The 16,512-nt window shown below is 63.4% G+C and carries 16 protein-coding genes and 2 pseudogenes; 1 reads left to right on the forward strand and 17 read right to left on the reverse strand.

Features of this window, described 5'->3' with window-relative positions:
- The 6 genes and pseudogenes from eccB to EET10_RS32560 form a co-directional block, all read right to left on the reverse strand.
- Complete coding sequence (gene eccB, locus EET10_RS28370; RefSeq protein WP_036404627.1) at window positions 1–1,488, reverse strand: type VII secretion protein EccB; 1,488 nt, start codon at window positions 1,486–1,488, stop codon at window positions 1–3.
- A 3-nt stretch (window positions 1,489–1,491) separates the two neighbouring features.
- Window positions 1,492–2,364: a transglycosylase SLT domain-containing protein gene (locus tag EET10_RS28375; RefSeq protein WP_036404934.1), complete on the reverse strand. Its 873-nt coding sequence runs from the start codon at window positions 2,362–2,364 to the stop codon at window positions 1,492–1,494.
- Window positions 2,365–2,800: 436 nt separating this feature from the next.
- Window positions 2,801–3,367, reverse strand: coding sequence for a hypothetical protein (locus tag EET10_RS28380; RefSeq protein WP_063468459.1), 567 nt, complete (start codon window positions 3,365–3,367; stop codon window positions 2,801–2,803).
- A 326-nt stretch (window positions 3,368–3,693) separates the two neighbouring features.
- The gene (locus tag EET10_RS30360) at window positions 3,694–4,635 is read right to left on the reverse strand and encodes a hypothetical protein (RefSeq protein ID WP_425461717.1); all 942 of its coding nucleotides are present in this window, start codon (window positions 4,633–4,635) and stop codon (window positions 3,694–3,696) included.
- Window positions 4,636–4,944: 309 nt separating this feature from the next.
- The gene (locus tag EET10_RS31445) at window positions 4,945–5,370 is read right to left on the reverse strand and encodes a DUF5631 domain-containing protein (protein ID WP_244601786.1); all 426 of its coding nucleotides are present in this window, start codon (window positions 5,368–5,370) and stop codon (window positions 4,945–4,947) included.
- Window positions 5,371–5,406: 36 nt separating this feature from the next.
- Window positions 5,407–6,413, reverse strand: a pseudogene (locus EET10_RS32560) (DUF5632 domain-containing protein); the annotation flags it as partial.
- A 17-nt stretch (window positions 6,414–6,430) separates the two neighbouring features.
- Between EET10_RS32560 and EET10_RS28400 the strand changes: the two are divergent.
- A complete protein-coding gene (locus EET10_RS28400) occupies window positions 6,431–7,729 on the forward strand; it encodes an IS256 family transposase (RefSeq protein WP_122502708.1) in 1,299 nt (432 codons plus the stop codon).
- Here the strand turns inward: EET10_RS28400 and EET10_RS32610 are convergent.
- The 11 genes and pseudogenes from EET10_RS32610 to EET10_RS28450 all read right to left on the reverse strand — a co-directional run bounded on the left by EET10_RS32610 (window position 7,626) and on the right by EET10_RS28450 (window position 16,508).
- Window positions 7,626–8,186: a hypothetical protein gene (locus EET10_RS32610; protein WP_484201570.1), complete on the reverse strand. Its 561-nt coding sequence runs from the start codon at window positions 8,184–8,186 to the stop codon at window positions 7,626–7,628. The two genes, EET10_RS28400 and EET10_RS32610, sit on opposite strands and share 104 nt — an antisense overlap.
- Window positions 8,074–8,703: a transposase gene (locus EET10_RS31460; protein ID WP_244601787.1), complete on the reverse strand. Its 630-nt coding sequence runs from the start codon at window positions 8,701–8,703 to the stop codon at window positions 8,074–8,076. The genes EET10_RS32610 and EET10_RS31460 overlap by 113 nt, the downstream gene beginning before the upstream one ends.
- 523 nt (window positions 8,704–9,226) lie before the next feature.
- Entirely contained in the window at window positions 9,227–9,664 is a 438-nt protein-coding gene (locus EET10_RS28410; RefSeq protein WP_036404634.1) for a hypothetical protein, read from the reverse strand.
- Window positions 9,665–9,922: 258 nt separating this feature from the next.
- Window positions 9,923–12,031 carry a chromosomal replication initiator protein DnaA gene (locus EET10_RS32565; protein WP_246013706.1) on the reverse strand — a complete coding sequence of 703 codons (2,109 nt, stop codon included), beginning with the start codon at window positions 12,029–12,031 and terminating at the stop codon, window positions 9,923–9,925.
- A gap of 85 nt (window positions 12,032–12,116) precedes the next feature.
- The gene (locus EET10_RS28420; protein ID WP_036404637.1) at window positions 12,117–12,407 is read right to left on the reverse strand and encodes a WXG100 family type VII secretion target; all 291 of its coding nucleotides are present in this window, start codon (window positions 12,405–12,407) and stop codon (window positions 12,117–12,119) included.
- Window positions 12,400–12,711: a WXG100 family type VII secretion target gene (locus EET10_RS28425; RefSeq protein ID WP_036404640.1), complete on the reverse strand. Its 312-nt coding sequence runs from the start codon at window positions 12,709–12,711 to the stop codon at window positions 12,400–12,402. The genes EET10_RS28420 and EET10_RS28425 overlap by 8 nt, the downstream gene beginning before the upstream one ends.
- Before the next feature lie 135 nt (window positions 12,712–12,846).
- A complete protein-coding gene (locus EET10_RS28430; RefSeq protein WP_081260267.1) occupies window positions 12,847–13,104 on the reverse strand; it encodes a YrhB domain-containing protein in 258 nt (85 codons plus the stop codon).
- 38 nt (window positions 13,105–13,142) lie between these two features.
- Complete coding sequence (locus EET10_RS28435) at window positions 13,143–13,670, reverse strand: hypothetical protein (protein WP_218028495.1); 528 nt, start codon at window positions 13,668–13,670, stop codon at window positions 13,143–13,145.
- A 47-nt stretch (window positions 13,671–13,717) separates the two neighbouring features.
- A pseudogene (locus tag EET10_RS28440) lies at window positions 13,718–15,608 on the reverse strand (putative alpha/beta hydrolase).
- Window positions 15,590–15,904 carry a DUF2563 family protein gene (locus EET10_RS28445; RefSeq protein ID WP_036404946.1) on the reverse strand — a complete coding sequence of 105 codons (315 nt, stop codon included), beginning with the start codon at window positions 15,902–15,904 and terminating at the stop codon, window positions 15,590–15,592. The pseudogene EET10_RS28440 and the gene EET10_RS28445 overlap by 19 nt, the downstream one beginning before the upstream one ends.
- A gap of 94 nt (window positions 15,905–15,998) precedes the next feature.
- Complete coding sequence (locus EET10_RS28450) at window positions 15,999–16,508, reverse strand: hypothetical protein (protein ID WP_036404645.1); 510 nt, start codon at window positions 16,506–16,508, stop codon at window positions 15,999–16,001.
- Window positions 16,509–16,512: the final 4 nt, after the last annotated feature.

Raw genomic sequence — 16,512 nt, forward strand, 5'->3', positions numbered from 1 at the left:
CTAGCCGCCCGCTTTCGCTGTCGTCGTCACCATGGCCACCTGACCGAGGGTCGGCACGGTATCGCGTGCCAGGAGCGCCGCCTCGCGCGATAACGCCGGTCCCGCAGCGAAAGTGCGCAACAGTGGCCACGGCGCCTGCACGGCGTGAGACGGGTCGAGTCCCAACGCCCGCAGCGTCGATTCGTCGTTGGCGATTCCGAATCGCACCCCGTTACCGGACACCCAGAACAACGATTCGCGAGAGTCGGCGGTGACCACGGCGCTGGTTGAGGTCGCGAAGTTCGCCGCACCCGGCAACACCAGAACCTGATTGGCAACCACCGACGCCGGGTTTCGATCGTCACGCACCAATCGCACGATCCTGTTGTCCATCGACGAGGGAACCGGCAGACCCCGGCCGTTGTACACGGAGATGCGGGCCTGCGGGTCCGTCGACGCCTTTTCCCACGACACACAGGTCGTCGGATTTGCCGCGGTGTCAACGAAGTTCAGCCGCCCGGCCGGGTAGTACTCCACCGGTAACGAGGTCACCTGAGGTGTGTTGACGAGTACGTCGGGCGTCACCAGGCGCGGCGCAGTCGATCCGTAGGAATTGGCGCTGCGCAGCAGATCGGCCACGAAGCTGTTGATCTTTTGCACACCCTCCGGCAGCAGCACGTAGAACTGGCTTCCCCCGCCGGCGGTTTGGGCTTGCAACACCACTCCCACCTGGGAACCCTGGACCCATCTCGACGGAGTTCCTGCCTCGGGGATCTGCGGCACGCGCAGCGGTTCGGTCGCCGGTAACGCGTCGAACAGCGCGCGCGAGATCTCCACCGGCATCGTCACTGCCGGGTCGAGTCCCAGACTCAGCGTAACCGCCCTGTTGGCCGGGTCGATCTGAGATCGCTTGCCCCCCCAGATCACATAGGTGCTGCCTTCGAACGTGACCAGCAGCCCGGCGTCGTCGCGCAACGGCGCCGCCCGACCGCCGCCGCTGAGCATGCCGGCGATCGAGGTCACCACCGGCTTGTCACCGCTGCGTGGCCGACCGGCCGTGTCGCACACCGCCCACGCCGAGATAGCTCCCAGGTTTACCGGCATCGCAGGGGGCGCTCCAGGAATGCCAATCAGCGGACCGGTCGGATACTTGCCAATCTCAGCCGGTTTGACCCATGTCGGCTGCCCGGCCGTCCCGGTAGCCAACCGCGCGGACGTGAAATTCAGCGCTGGATATAGCCGGCCGTCGATGCGTGCATAGATGGCGCCGGAATCGCGGTCACCGATGATTGCCGAGTCTCCCACGATGCCAGTGGGTTTCAGCACATTGAGCAGCATCATCCATCCTGCCGCGATGGCGACCAACACGACCGACAACGCGAGCGCGGCAGTTTGCTTGCGGTCGTCGTGCTTCATCCGCACCGAGAAGCGGGTCGTCGCTGCGCGCAGCCGCCGGTTGTAGAACAGGTGACCGGAGTTCTGGTCGCGGTTGGACAAACTCAACGGCATTTCTCAATACCCCTTAGGTGTACGGCGCGGATCGGCCTGTTGAATCCGATCGGCCAAATTCGACGCATCGGCGGCCACGCCGTAGTGGCCTCGCGCGTAGTTGATGAACGCGCACGCCTGGGCTACCAGGTCGTGGATGTCGGTCGACGTCCCAGGCTGGTGATAGCTCGCGAACGTCGGCGCGATGAATTGCCACGCGCCTTTGCTGGGCGTGCCCTTTGCCGCGTTCGAATCCCAGTGGTTTTCGGCGTTGGCGTTGTAGCTCGACTCCCGACGCGCCACCAAATCCATGCCGCGAGTCCACCGGGCGCGAGCGACGGGATCGTGAATACCCTTGATATCCAAAGCTTCTTGAATTGCAGCCAATACCGCTCGGCGTCCGGTGGGTGTGGCTTCGTAATGCCTTCTTCTTGCGGTCCGCACGTAGTGGAGCCGCCGCAGCCGTAGTGCATGTAGCCTAGCCCGCGCCTTGGACCGCGCGATGTATCGATGCTGGGCTCGTAGCCGCGCCACCATTCGGGCCATCGCCTCGCGCCGGCCCAGCGGAGTGTCAACGGACGGCAAGGCATCGGCCTTAGCGGCGTCCAGGACCGCGCGCGTCACGACGCTGGCGTGCGCGTGATCGGCCTGGGCTGATGCGGCGATCTGCGCCAGCTCCGCATCGGTGTCGGCCAGCCGGCGCAGCACTTGTACCGAGGTTATTGAGCGGTTTGCCGCAACGGTGGGTTGGTCGATCGCCGCCCGGGATATTGCATCGGCTTGCGCTGGGAGATGCGCTGGCGTGCTAGTTATGTCGGCCGGCGTGGCGCGGCGCGCGAAGAGGCAATGGCCGCGGGATAGCGACGCAATTGCCCGCGTGGTCACGGGATCAGTCAACGATTCTCCAGCGTCCAAGGCCGAGCGGGGTCGTCGGTCCGCCCGCGTGTACCGGCTCCTTCGCCGGCAAGCCCAACTCCCATTTCTGTCAAATCCGTCGGTCGCAGGCCCGGCAGTTCGCCGGTCGCGACTTGGCGCACCGGATCGGAAACAAACATTGAGCCACTACTCCCGCAACTTCTAGTCAGCGAACGCCCACGCCAGGCCGACGGCATCCAACAGAATGCCCGGCACGTCGGCTCGCTCGTGTAGAGCAGGGTAGCGTCAAGGCAACCCTCCGCGCCATTCGATCGAGCCGGTGGAGGTGGCGTAATGGCGTCACAGGCCATGACATTACTTCGGCGTCGACGACTCGACCACTCACTCGGTGCGCTGTACAAATTGCGGTTTGCTGTGTTCCTGGAATTGCAACGCTTCCTGCACGGAGCCGATGTCATTAACTGGCTTGGGTGTCATTTCCAGCCGCGACCTGTGGCACGCTGCGCTGGCTTGTAGTGGCAGCAGTCTGGCCTCGCCACCGACTCAATCCACTAAGAAACTCAAGGACCAGCGTGATGCCCGGTGCGGCAAATGAAAGCAGGACGATTGCCAGTCTGCTTGGGGGGTTGAACCACAATAGCCCTTGGTCGTATGCACCGATGTAGACAAACCAATGGATCATCCTGGTGGCGACTACCCAACCCACAGAGGCATGGATGACGACGACGCCGCATCCGACGGCGACCAATCTCAACCCCATGGACTTTCCAGTGAACACCAGCGCAGCGCCAAAGATCAAGACCAGCGCGGCGGCAGTCGACAACGCTGCCTCGACATTCAGCCACCAGTAGAAATTCCGGAAGGCGGAAGTGTAATGACTGCCGACCGCGTCGCCGCGAATTAGGAAACCAAGGCTGTCCGAATAGAACGATGCGATGCGCCGTAACTCAAACGCGCGCCACACTTGGGACCCGGTGATCGCGAAGGCCAAGGCACCGGTGGCAATTGCTAACTTCCGCTTCATTCGCCTCCGCCTATGTGTACGTGAACAAGGTATGGCCGGGTCATTCCTGCGCCGTTGCGGCCTGGCCCGAAGCGACCAAAGGTGCACACTGGTGTCCGTCACTATGGTTGCCGTAGCCACGAATTCGGCACCAGGCTCAAGCGCACCAGCGACTCGCCGTCCGAGACCACGCCACGCCCGCTAGGCTAGGGGCCGAACGGAATAGGTGCACGGGTGGGCAACCCGAACGCCCACGCACCGCGTCGTTGATTTGAGGTATAGGCGACTTCCGAGCGAGTTCGGTGAGGTCGAGGAGCTGGCCCCGGCTCGGCTCGAAAGCATTCGGGCTAGTCCTGTGCTTTCCCGTCGGTCGGCAATACCACAATCCGGCGGGCCGACTTGGTAACGGGCGGTTTGCCGTCGCCAGTCTTGACGAGGACGCTAGGCGGGGCCGTCAAGCGGCCCTTGACCGGCTGCCCGTTAGGCACACCCGGAGCGGTTATCCGCTTCTCGACCGGCTTGTCCTTGCTCCCCCCTTCGCCGCCATGGCCCATCGCGCCGGGCGGAACCATCGGCATCCCGGTCCCACCCATCGACGTCGGTGTGGGCGACGTACCGCTGGTGGGTGTTCCCGTCACCGACTTGGTTGGCGCCCCAGCAGGAGTTGTCGGTGGTGACGACGTCGGCACCGGCGGCGGTCCCAGATAACCCGTCGGGGTTGTGCCTCCACCGCCTCCGCCGCCGGAGCCGATGCCCCCGGCACCACTGCCGCCGCCGAGTCCGGATTCTTCGCCGACGCTGTCCACGAGCCGCGCGCCGTCCGCAGCCTCCAGCCCCTGCGCGCCATGGGCTTGCTGAAACGCACTCATCAGCGGCTGCATCGCGCCCTGGCCGGCCTGCATCGCCTGCTGCGGAAGCTGAGTGAGTGGCCCCAAGATGCCGCCAACCGCCCCGCCAAGGGCACCGGTAATGCCGGACACCGCTTGTTGGATCATTTGGGTAGCCCCCTGGGCACCCGCCTGAGCACCGACGCCTTGGAACTGCTGTGCCGCGTCAGCCTCGTTAGCCGGGAACTTCCGCGCGGCATCGGCCGCGTGTGCCCGACGATCCAAATCTTCCTGGGCGCTCGACGCCACATCGCCGGGAACGCCGAGGTTGCCGGAGGCACCCAACGCTGATTGAGCCTGGTCTGCTGGGGCGGGTCCTGGCGGCGGAACGATATTCGGCTCGACCTGCGGCGATAACGGCCCATACAGCGCCTGTTGCAAGGTCTCCGGCGTCACCTTGATCGGGACTCCGCTGGAGTTGGGCGGGATGGCCAGGAACTCCCGGAACCGGGAACGGGAATGGATCTGCGGTCATGTCGTCACCTCAACCTCGTCTGGGCTGACCTGAGGCCGCTCCTTGGTTGCCTTGCACGCGCCGGCGGGTGCGTCATCATGATTTTGTCACAGCACAACTTGACAGGTATTCACCTCGATGGGGCAGCGGGCCTATGCCACAGTATCCAGCATGGATCCGTTACCGCGGTCCGAAGCTGACAGTCCTGCAACGTCGCCCGGGTGCTGGAACCACGGCCCGGGAATCACCGAAACTCCTTACGCAGCAAACCCTCCGGAGCCCTCGCGTCGAGCGACTACGGCAAACCACGCCATGTGATAGTTCGCGAGATACTGATGCTCGTCGATCAGCGCATCGATTGCCGCCATGAGCATCCAATCGCCGAGGGCCGATAACTCGTGGTCCGGGTAGGCGTTGAGCACCGACTCCTGGATCGCGGTCAGCCGCTCCCGCAGCAATCGGGTTTCGCTTTCCAGGACGCCGGTTTTGCGCACTGCCGGCGCTGCGATGGCTTGCGCAATCCGCGGGAGGCCGTCGCGACGACGCACAGCCTCGACGAGGGTGGGTCCGAGTTCGTCGACTTTAGGCGCGGCGGAGCGAGCTGCGCGATCACCGCTTAGCAAAGGCTCATCGGGACCCGGCTCGCCAATGTAAGCGTTCGGCTCGTGCGTGGCCGCGCCCACGACGGCTCCCAGCAAGTCGACCACGCTGACATCGCGACGTCGTGCGGCTGGCTCAAGCAGAGTCACGTTGGCAGGAAGTCGAATGTGAGGCGGAATCCACCCCCTGCAAGATCTGTGACCAGCAGGGTGGTGGTGCCATCCTCACGCAGTCCGGCCGCCCAGGACAGTCGCGGCTCCTGACGAGCCACCGCATCGACAAGGCGTTCCAGCCGTTGTTGCTCGGCCGCCCTGGCAGACACCGCACCGGCGGCCGCTCCCGATGTAGCCGACGCTTCCGATGCTGCCGACATCGTCGTCCCGCTCGCACCGACCTGCCCACCCGTGGTGGTGCCCGACGCTGTGCGCTCGACCGGAGAAACCAGCGGGCCCCCGGCTGATGATGATGACGACGCCGACGGTGCCACCGGCGCACCGGAAACCGGCGCTGCCACAGCTGATGGAGTGGGCCCGGCAGTGACGGCAGGTGGGCGCAGATCGGAGCCGTAGGCAGGCAGCGGCCCAGCAGGGACCGCCGGGCCAACCGCAGGCGTCACGGGCGCGGACATCGGCGCACTCGTTACCACCGTTGGTGCTACCGCCGCCGTGCCGGTGTCACCGGCTGTCATCACCGGGGTGCCGGCGGCGGTCGCTGACGCGTCGACCGAAGGGTGGATTGCTGCTGATTCGATACCGGCGGCAGCGATGGTCGGTGCAGCCACCGGCGGCGGTGTAGGTAGCGGAGACGCCGTCTGCGGTGCCGGTGTTGCCCCCGATTCGATCGCATGCATCGTCCCAGCCGACAACGACTGCGCACCCGCAGCAGCCGGTTGCCCCGTCATCATCCCGGTGGCAAACGATTGCCCAAGCGAGGTCGGTGAAATGCCTTGTCCGCAGCCGCTGGTGAGAAAGACCCGCCGGGTAGGCCGGGGGCTGCTGGTATGCCGGGGGGCATCCAGGTGTGGTAGGAGCCGAGGTTGTCCCGGGTCTCGTAGAAATTGAGGTGGCGGTCCCCCGCTCGTGACCTGCCGTGTGGTAGGTGTCGGGCGTTTCGCCAAGAACACCATCGAGAAGGGGACCACCAATGAAGAACAGTAGTCAGGACAGGGCCGAAGACGCGACGATGGTCGCGATTCCAGAGCACGTCAGTGTGGCGATGGCCGAGATCGCCGGAAACATGTCCGAGGGGTTGCTGGCGCTGGCCATCGGAGCGGGGCTGCAGGTGATGCAGATTCTGATGGAGTCCGACGTGACCGCAGCTGCCGGGCCGAAAGGCAAACACGATCCGGCACGCACCGCGGTGCGACACGGCCATGAGAACGGCTCGGTGACCCTTGGTGGGCGACGCGTGCCGGTCAGCCGTCCGCGGGTGCGTGCCGTCGACGGGTCCGGCGAGCTGCCGGTGGCCTCCTATGAGCTGTTTTCGTCCACCGAGATCCTGGGACGGATGGCGATGGAGAAGATGCTGGCTGGGCTGTCCACCCGGCGTTACCCGGTTGGGCTTGAGCCCGTCGGTCAGCAGGTGAATGAAACTGCCTCTGCCACAAGCAAGTCTGCGGTATCGCGGAAGTTCGTGGCGATGACCGAAACCGCGCTGGCCGAGCTGCTGGCCAAGGACCTGTCCGGGCTGGATGTGGTGGCGCTGATGGTCGACGGCGTGCATTTCGCCGAGTCGTGCTGCGCGGTCGCGTTGGGCATCGACATCGACGGCGTCAAGCACCCGTTGGCGGTGGTGGAGGGCTCCACCGAGAACGCGACCCTGGTGAGCGACCTGCTGGTGGGCCTGCGGGACCGCGGCCTGAATGTGGCCCGCCCGATACTGGTCGGCATCGACGGATCCAAAGCGCTGCGCAAAGCCGTGGTCGACGTGCTCGAGCGCCCGGTGATCCAACGCTGCCAAATCCACAAGGTCAGGAATGTCAAAGATCATCTGCCGCAACGACTTCGGTCCATTGTAGGCCGTAGGATGACCGATGCCCACCACGCCGAGTCGGCGTTGGAGGCCCAGGCCGCGCTGCAGGCGTTGGCCACCGAGTTGGACCGCACCCACCCCGGCGCGGCCGCGTCCCTGCGCGAAGGGCTCGAGGAGACGCTGACCGTGCTGCGCGTGGGTGTGCCACCCGCCCTGGCCCGCACCGTGCGCTCGACCAACACCATCGAGTCGATGATCTCGGTGTGTCGTGAACACGCCGGCAACGTCAAGCGCTGGCGTGACGGCAAGATGGCGCTGCGCTGGTGTGCGGCCGGCATGGTCGAGGCCGGCAAGCAGTTCCGCCGCGTCAACGGCCACCTGCACCTACCGGCGCTGCGCGCCGCACTCGAGCGGGAATTCGCCGAACCTGTCGCACCCATCGTGCACAATGACGTGGTGAGCGCAGCCTGATGCTCACCGGACCGCCACCGAAGTTCCACGGAACTCGGGACATCCTCCCATTCGCACATGCCTGTCTCATCTGAGCGTCTTTCGCGATAATGTCATCAAGCGCAGCTCGATATTCTGTTTCAGTGGCAACGCTGCCCATCGCAGTCGTGGTGCGATACGCCTTTGCTAGCGACCTTGCCGCGTCGCGGTGTCTGGCATCAAGAGCCGGATCGGCGGCCGCGTTATCGAGCATGGCGGCGGCGTTGGTGAGCGCGACGCGGGCCAACGCCCGATCGCTTCCAGTCGTCTCGACCTGCACCGCCCGAGCCGCCAATTTGTAGGTGTCGCATAGCTGCCGTAGCAGGTCAGCGGGGGTGTCGACCCCGATGAGATTGGGTTTTCGCCGCCCTGGGCGCGGCAGCCCGTACAGGCCGCGCTCGGACATGATCGACTTGACCAGCTTGAGGTTGACGTTCATCTCGTAGTCGGCGAGAAGCGCGGCCCGGACTCGCCGTGCGCCCGTAGGTGCCGCGGGAACGCTGGTGGATCTCGGTGATCGTGTCAGCCACGATCAACCGACGCACCTTGCGGTCTGGGACAGGGCGGCGCCGGTGGTATTGCAGTAAGGAACGCGCTAATCCTGTTATCCGGCAGGCGGATCGGGCGGAATGCCCTCGCGCGATCAGCCCTTCAGCGATCGCGCGCCGGCGTTTTGGGGGCACCACCGCCTGTTCGTCGAACAGCTCGCAGGCATCTCGGGTCAAGGCAAGTTCGGCTTCCAGCGCAGCGATACGTTTGTGAGCAGCCGCCACCTCGTCGGCCTCCACACTCGGGATACCCTCGATCACTCCGGCGTCGATCAGCGCCTGACGTTTCCACCGGAATAACGTGGCCTGGCAAATGCCGGTCTCGACAGCGATGGTGGCCACCGATTCACCCGATCGCAACCGAACAACGATTTGCCGGCGCACCGACGACGAATACTGACGGGGCATGTGACCTCCTGGTGATCACTCTGCCCCAACTCTCATAACGGTGGACCTATGACCGGGGTACAGACCTCATGGACCAACCGATCGGGGTCAGGCCACTATCTCCAACGTCTTGCGGCAAGTTCCCTGCCATGTGCCCTCCTAACTAATAGTCCGCAGTTGTGTCCGTCACCGTTAAATGTGCGCACGCCTGCAAGCCCAGCCGCGGAACCTACGGTTTCGATGGTGGAACATTAAATGTGCGCACGCCTGCAAGCCCAGCCGCGGAACCTACGGTTTCGATGGTGGAACAGGAATCACGGTGGCAGCAAGTCTGTGCGTGGAGCAATCAAGCTAGCCGCCATTACTTCCGGGGACCACGGAGGGCGTGACGCAATCATCGGCGTGTTCGTCGATGCGGAGGTTGCGCTCGAACGCTCGTCCACCCATGCGTCGCCGTCGACTGATACCTGCTCCTAACGCCGATGCTCATCAGTTGCGGCATCAATTGTTCCAACGTGCAAATAGATGCTTGTTCAGCGCACCATTAGGTAAGTCCCTTCTCCTCCCTCCACCGTGTCCAGTATCTATTTGCATTGGCGCGTCTGAGTGTCCGCAGGGTCTCGCAGATGGTGTCGATGGTACGTACTTCGGAGAAGAGTTGCTCTACGCGGTGACGATTGTCACGCATCCACGCGATCTCATCGGCAGCGGACAGATACTCGATTTCATCATCACCATTCAAATACTGTTTGATGAGTGATACAGTAAACCAATTGTCTGATGTCATGGCTTCGGTGGGCGCGGTATTGAGCAATATCTGGCCTCGATCATTAGTTAACTGCCAGCTCAAAACGGGCCCCATTAGCGTTAGAGAGGCATTGTTCGTCGCCACACCGCTCGTGCTCGAATCGGTAATGTGGTACCGAGGGTCGAGATACAGCACGTCGAAGTATTTCAAGAAATACTCCAGGAGTGTTTTCATTTCTTAGTGCCTCCGATGACCGGAATCCACCTGGTATCGTCTAACTGACGATACCCATGCAACTCAAGGTATCTTATCTCAGCGGCTGTAAATGTGTCGGGGCCAACCATATCGAATGGTACCGATAATGTGACGGTGTCGCCGTTCGCGATTGCCATGTCAAGTACATGCTGATTCGCGGCCAGTCGTTCGGTCGGAGTCGCCACATTCCATGCGTCCCCTATGTCGAAGTAGCTGGCCCCATGCTGCTGTGCGACTTCAATGTATGACGGACCACCTCCCGCTGGCCTGAATGGCCCTAGCTAGCACGGTTTCGCCGCTTCCGGTCAGATGTTGTTCGGACAACGCCAGAAGCTCATCGCCCATATGGTCCAGCGGGTTGTCCAGGGTGAATTCAGGGTGACCTGGGTCAACCTCAGGCGGAGGAACCTGTGTTTCTCCTGACCCATCATGGTCAATTTCACCCGGCTTAGCATGGTCGCTGGGAGAGCTGGTGCCATCACCGGCGTCATGGTGTCCGTCGCCGCTGCGGGGCCCACCAGGCTGGTACGGATCTTCATTTACTGGTGAGTTTGGGTCCGGCGCACCGCCGTCGGGCGTTCTGTCGTGGGGTCTCCCGCGATGGTCCGGCTCCAAGTCGGTTGAGGGCTCGGCTGCAGGCATTGGCTGCGGATCCGGTGTGTGGGATGTTGCCGAAGTCGTCGCGGCCTGCGGCTTGTGAGCAGCGACCGGTGCTTGCTCGCCCACAGGCTCGCGAATGGACACCGGCGCGGTGCCACGGTCGAGAGCTTCATCCGACTGCGAATGGCCGGGCGGTAGTTTTTCGCCTGACGGGGCGGAAACGGATCCCCCGGGCGTGCCCACCGAATCCGGTTGTGACCCGTTGGGTTTGACCGACTCACCGGTGACTGGTTTGTTCTCGAGTGGTGTCTTGGATTCGGTGGGGCTCTTGGGTAACGGATTGTCTCCGGCTCCGGGTTTGGACTGCGGCCCCGGCGTCGGGCTTCCTGATTGCGGCTGTTGGTCCGTCGGCGGCTGAGGCTGATCAGGCGGTTCAGCCTTAGGGCCAGTGGGTGTGGGCGGCTCAGGAGGTTTTGAGCCACCGGGGTCACGGGTCCCGAACAACCTCTCCCTGAATGCTTTTAGCTTATCGGCGATCTCACGGGCCCTGTCCAACTTGGCGGCCGGCCCTTCGGGAAAGAAGTTCGTCGCGACGTCGGCTTCCATTTTTCCGTAGGCCTCGCCGGGGCTTCTTGCCCAATCGTCCCAGTGAACGTTGTCTTTGATGACCTCCTTCCAGGACTCCAACCAGCCTGGAGCGTGGTCGCCGCCGAGGCCAACCAGCGGCGCCATACCGAGGGCCATCCCACCCACATCGCGGCCATAACCGACCGGGTCGAGCAGAGCGCGGATCTGGTTATAGTTCCAGGCTGTTTCGCCCAGCCCCCAGACGATTTCGCCCATGCCTTTGAACCGTTGCCCAGTGAAATTGATTAACCAACCCACCGGGTTGCCTTGCAGGAACTGTTCCCATTCCTTGGCGGCGAGCCGGCCCATGTTGGTGATCGTCGTGTGGGCCTGCGCAACGGCCTCACCGATCTGGTTGCCGAGCGCATCAACTTCGCCGGTGAAATTATCGACCACCGTGGCGATGTCATGGGCGATGCGGGCGATCTCGTCTTCGTCCTCGTCGGTGAGAAACTCCCAGACTTCTTTGATTCCGGTCAGCGGATCACAGATGCGCGGCAGCAAATCCAGGATCGCCGCATGCACTGCGTCGATCTTGGCCTCATATTTGTCCAGCCCGGTTGCGATGGTCTGACACTGGCCCACTATCGCGGTCGCGCCGGAATAGGCATCGGAAAACGCGCCCTCGATGAGTCCTGCTTCCGGGAGTTGCTGAGCGCGAATAGCATTCATCGGCGCGGCGGTCGCATGGATTTCGGCCACCGCGAATTGGGTGCCGGCGTTACGCCAGGCCGCGGCCGCCGCACGCAGCTTCCCCGAATCCCCATTAGGCCAGATCATCCCGATGTAGGGAGCTACCCAACCCCAGCCCGCCGGGGCGCTATCACCGTTACCGATGGCCGACGCCGCCGAACTCGCGGCCACGCAACTCGTCGGCTGCGGCACCGGCAGCGGCGCGGCGCGGCCGGCGACATCGGACATGGCCTCGGCCAGCGAGTAGTTGTGCGCTGTCATGCGCACGCCATCGCCGAGGTTGCACAACCCATTGCGTGTTACCGCCATCGCCTGCAACACGGTGGCCGCCGTTTCGTCATAAGCACGTCCGAACTGCTCGCCGGCCGGATCATCACCGGCCATACCAGCAGATCCCGCCAGCGCACCGGTCAGCGTCGAGGTCACCGACCCCAGAGTCTCACCGGCAGCCACCACCGCCGCACCAGCACCATCAAGGGCCGCCGGATCCACCGCCAGCGTGGTCATCAGCTCACGACCACATACGGCTATTCGTCGACATGGCACCCGAGTAGTTGGCATGCGCGCCCTGTCCCACGGTACACAATTGAGCCAATGCCTGGCGCATCATCGCCTCACCAAGAGCCCAATGCCGGTGCGCCTCAGCATGAGCCGCCGCACCCTGCCCCGTCCACGTCACGTGCAAGCGGGTCACTAACGAGTCGATTTCGGCGAGCATGCTTTCGGTGTGACGCCCGAACTCGGCCATCCGCTGCACCGCCTCGGACAGCGCCGCCGGATCGACCCGAAACGGCTCAGCCACCACCGACCTCACGCATCGCTTGGGCGGACGCAGTCTCGTTTTGTTGATACCCCGCCCCCGCCTCGGCTACCGCCTGCGCCAGGATGGCCAACCCCAGTTGCACCTCACCAGCACCGCGATGCCACAACTCCCACGCCGAGCCATACGAGTTCCCCGACGCGCCGCGCCAGCCGCCCAACACCTCGCCAACTTCAGAATCAAGCTCTGTCAGCTGCGTTGCAAAATGCTCAGCCGCACCACGCAACGACTCGGCGAACCCCTGCATCACCACAGGATCTACTCGCAACGTGTCATCAGCGCTCATGGCGGCAACCTAACAACATCGGCAGGTCGCCACAATTCAGCCAGCGCCCCACGACCGATGAAGTGACTTACAACACCAAAGGTGGCGATGGCGCACTTCAAGGCCGACAACAAATTGCGGCTCGCTCCCCCCGTTTCACCACTGAGCGGGCGCTTCGTACGTAAGAGCGCTGCCATCTCGCGGTACCCTCACTGGCACGTTCCCCGCCAAGGCAGCGGTGATATCTCCATGTACGACGAACGCGACCGCGTCGTACGGAAAATACCATGCTTCTTTTGTCTCCACGATCGCTGAATCGACGATCATCAGTTCGCCCAGCCGCTCTGCTTCCGCCAACTTGTCAATCGCCTCAACAGCACGCATTCGGGCTGTGTTGGGATCCATTTCATTCATCGATACCTCATGAGATCGAATGTTGATAACCGGCGGTTTCAAGACTGCTGTATTTCCCTACTGATATCGACCGGCGAGATGGAGCGATCCGTGCGGTGGTCAAAGGTGTCCCGGCATTCGCCGTCCAGTTTGACGCCGACGTGACTGTTGAATCCTTCCCCATGGAGCGCGGGCGGTACCACCGTCACGATGGCATTTACGCCCTTCTTCCGCAGCGTCGGCGAATGGGATTTGAAATCGGAGTCGGTACTCCACCCATCAGCGACCAACGCTGAGATCACCGTCTTAGGATCGGCCGGTCCGTTGCGTGAGACACCGGGCATCCAGAACGACAAGTCCACCACACCGCGAAACGGTGGCTCTCCCTGGTCATTACATGATTCGTAGCTGAATGTCGCCTCAGTCACGTCGGCATGAAGGGAGTTGACAAGGTCGCGGGCCGCTACGAGCACCTGTTCGCGTGCCTGCTGAGGCGAAATCGGGTGGCGCACGACTTCAGCACACCCGCCGACCAATGTGCTGATGCTCACCGCCGCGACGGCAATTCGAACTCGCCGGGTCCACACTCGTCACTTCCTTTCGGAGTTTCTCAAAGTTGCGAATGGGCATTCACTTATCCTGCCGGGCCGCTATGGCGGTGCCCGGTGGTCGCCGATCGCAGCGCTTCGGGGTCAAACCATTCCCCCATTCCATATTCACCGCGATGATGTGCAGTCATCCCATCGTGCTGCAGCGCATCGCCGTGACCGGAGACCATGTCAGCGATGCTGAATAACGATTCCGACCCGTCATCAAAGTAGTGGGAATGGTCATAGACCGGATCGCCGGTATATCCCGGCACTTCGGCTTTGAATCGGGTGGCCCCGAACCCGTCGACGGACGGGTCGGCGCCCAACCCCCCTAAGGTGGGACCGATGAGGCCGGGGCCGGTCACAGAACCAGGCGACCAGGTTACCGCATCTCCCGAAGCCGCCCCGACGTATAGACGCCCACCCGGAGACAGATGAAAATCGGCCGCCGAATGCGCAAGGTCCGTCCCCGGCGAGCCCACCAGCACCACATCATCGGCATGCATCCCATATGCCGCCGCCGCATCCGACACCGTAGTCGATCCGTAAGAGTGCCCGACCACCGTCACATGTGACGGCACGTCCGCGTGGTGGGTTACCGCCAGGGCGTTCACATCGGCGGCCAGCGCCTGGCCCCCGGTACGGGCCATGTTCGGCTCGTACAGCCCCGGGTCTGCCACGGTGTTGGGCGCGTCGTAGCCCACCCACATCACCACCGCGGTTCGCTTTCCCCCGTCGGCTCGGCTGGACTCCTGGTACAGGCGCACCCCGTCGGGGTTGGAAAGCGTTCCCTCGCGAACTCCAGTGCCCAATCCCTTGACCAGTACTGCCGTGTGAGCCGCGGTATCGGGGTTGCCCATGGCGATCGCGGCAGCCCCCTCGCCGCCGAATGCCTCGGGTTGGTACTTCAACAGAAATACTTCCGGATGATTGTTCCGTTCATCCTTCGCCTTGGCAGAGGCGTTCAGCCCTTCTTGAGTGCGGCAGGCGTTGTTGTGACGTGTAATCGCCGCCGCGGGTAGCCCATACCTACCTGGATCGGCCACCACCTCGTTGACCGAAACACCGTACTTTTTGGCAACGTCTTCTACGCGATGAAGATCGTCGTTCATGACGGCCTGGTTAATCGGACTGCGGACATCGACCGGGATTCCGTTGAGGTTCCCCAGCTCTGGTGGATGGTCAGCGATCAGTTGCCGTTGCTGCTCCGGACTCAGCGATTTCCACCACTTGTTGACCTCCTCAGCGCTGGTTCCAGGTGGCGGAATCTGAAGCGGTTCTTCAGGTTTCGGTGGTGATTCCGGAGCGTCGAAAGCCTGGATACCTGCCGGGTCATATCCATCATTTCGCAACGTGTTCAGTGACTTCTGCAGGATGTCGGAGTAGCGGCTGCGGATCGATTGCAGTTGTCCCAGGGCGCTTTTGGTGTCTGCGATTGCCTGATCCTCAAGGGCAGAGATAAGTGCGTCGAGTGCCGCTCTATCCGCATTGGTGAGGTGGATATCCTTCTCGAGTTCGGCCGCTTGGCCGATCTCGTTGTCGAGCTGTTGCAGCTGGCCCTCCAGTGTCGCGATCTGCCCACTAGCTAGCCGACCGCTGCGCCTCGGCCAACGACGCCGCTATGGTTTCCAGATCGGCCCCGATCTTCGGCAACTGCAAGGACTGCGCGCCCAACGACTGAGCCACGCGCTGCACTTCGGCCGAGTCGTTGATCGGGTGGTCGCCGTTTTCCCGATTCCACGCCGCCTCGAATCGGCGCCGCGCCTCGTCGAAGGCCGCACTGGACTCAGCGGTACAGCGACCCGCATCATGAAATGCCTGAGCTAAATCGGAAATCTGTGCGGGGCGCCCACTTTGGAGGCTGGAGTTGATCGCCCACGGATCACCGCCGGCCTCGCCGATCAACAGCGGAATGCTTATGTAGCGGAGCTGCATCGCACCGCCCGCAACTCCGCGGCGTTGCGCTCATCCATCCCGGTGAACCCCTCCGCAGTTCGACGCGCATTGCCGCCGACCGCGGTGAGCACCCGTTGGTGGGCCTGCAGCGTCTTCACCTGCTGAGCGTGCGCCGAGGTGACCGCGCCGTGAAATGCCTCGGCTGCGGCAAACTCCCCGAACATTCCCGACACCACCGGTCCGCGCGACAGATGACCGACTCCGTCCTGGGCATGGTCGCCCGCACGGTGAGAATCACTGGCCCCCAGGTGCAACAATCCAGTGTCAACGAACATCGCCACCCCTTTTCGGAGAGCTTCGGACAGCATCGATGCCGGCTTGGCCCAGCAGTTGCGGGCCAGGCTAACGGCGGTGTACGTGCCGGTCAATTCACAAGCTGCTCGCGCCATCGGCTGCGCCGTCGCCGTCGGCATCGCGCAGCCGGACGTCCCAATGCCCGTCCCCGTCGGTGTCGACATATGCGGTCACGCCTTGGTCCCCAGCACAGAGCACCCGGTCGGCCGTCCCGTCACCGTCGGTATCGATCAATCGATCATCGAGCTGGCCATGCCCGTCGAAGTCGACCAGCGGACCACTGCTGTACTCGGCGCCGTCCAGCCCGAACCAGCGGAATTGTCCGCCGCGATCCACCGCAACCGCCCACGTCCCCGATCCGTCGTCGGTGAAGTAGCTCTCCGGTGTGCCGTCATTGTCGACATCCAGAACGGCATGATCGGCCCTCCCGTCGCCGTCGAAATCGGCCAGCGCATCGTCGGGCATCCCGTCGCCGTCCACATCCAGCCCGATCGCATCGAAGCGGCCGTCGCCATCGAGATCGAGATCGTTGGCGCGATTCCAGATGTCCGCCGTGCCGTCGTCCCCGCCCACGCAATATTCCACAACC

This window comes from Mycobacterium pseudokansasii (assembly GCF_900566075.1).
GTDB classification, from domain to species: Bacteria; Actinomycetota; Actinomycetes; order Mycobacteriales; family Mycobacteriaceae; genus Mycobacterium; species Mycobacterium pseudokansasii.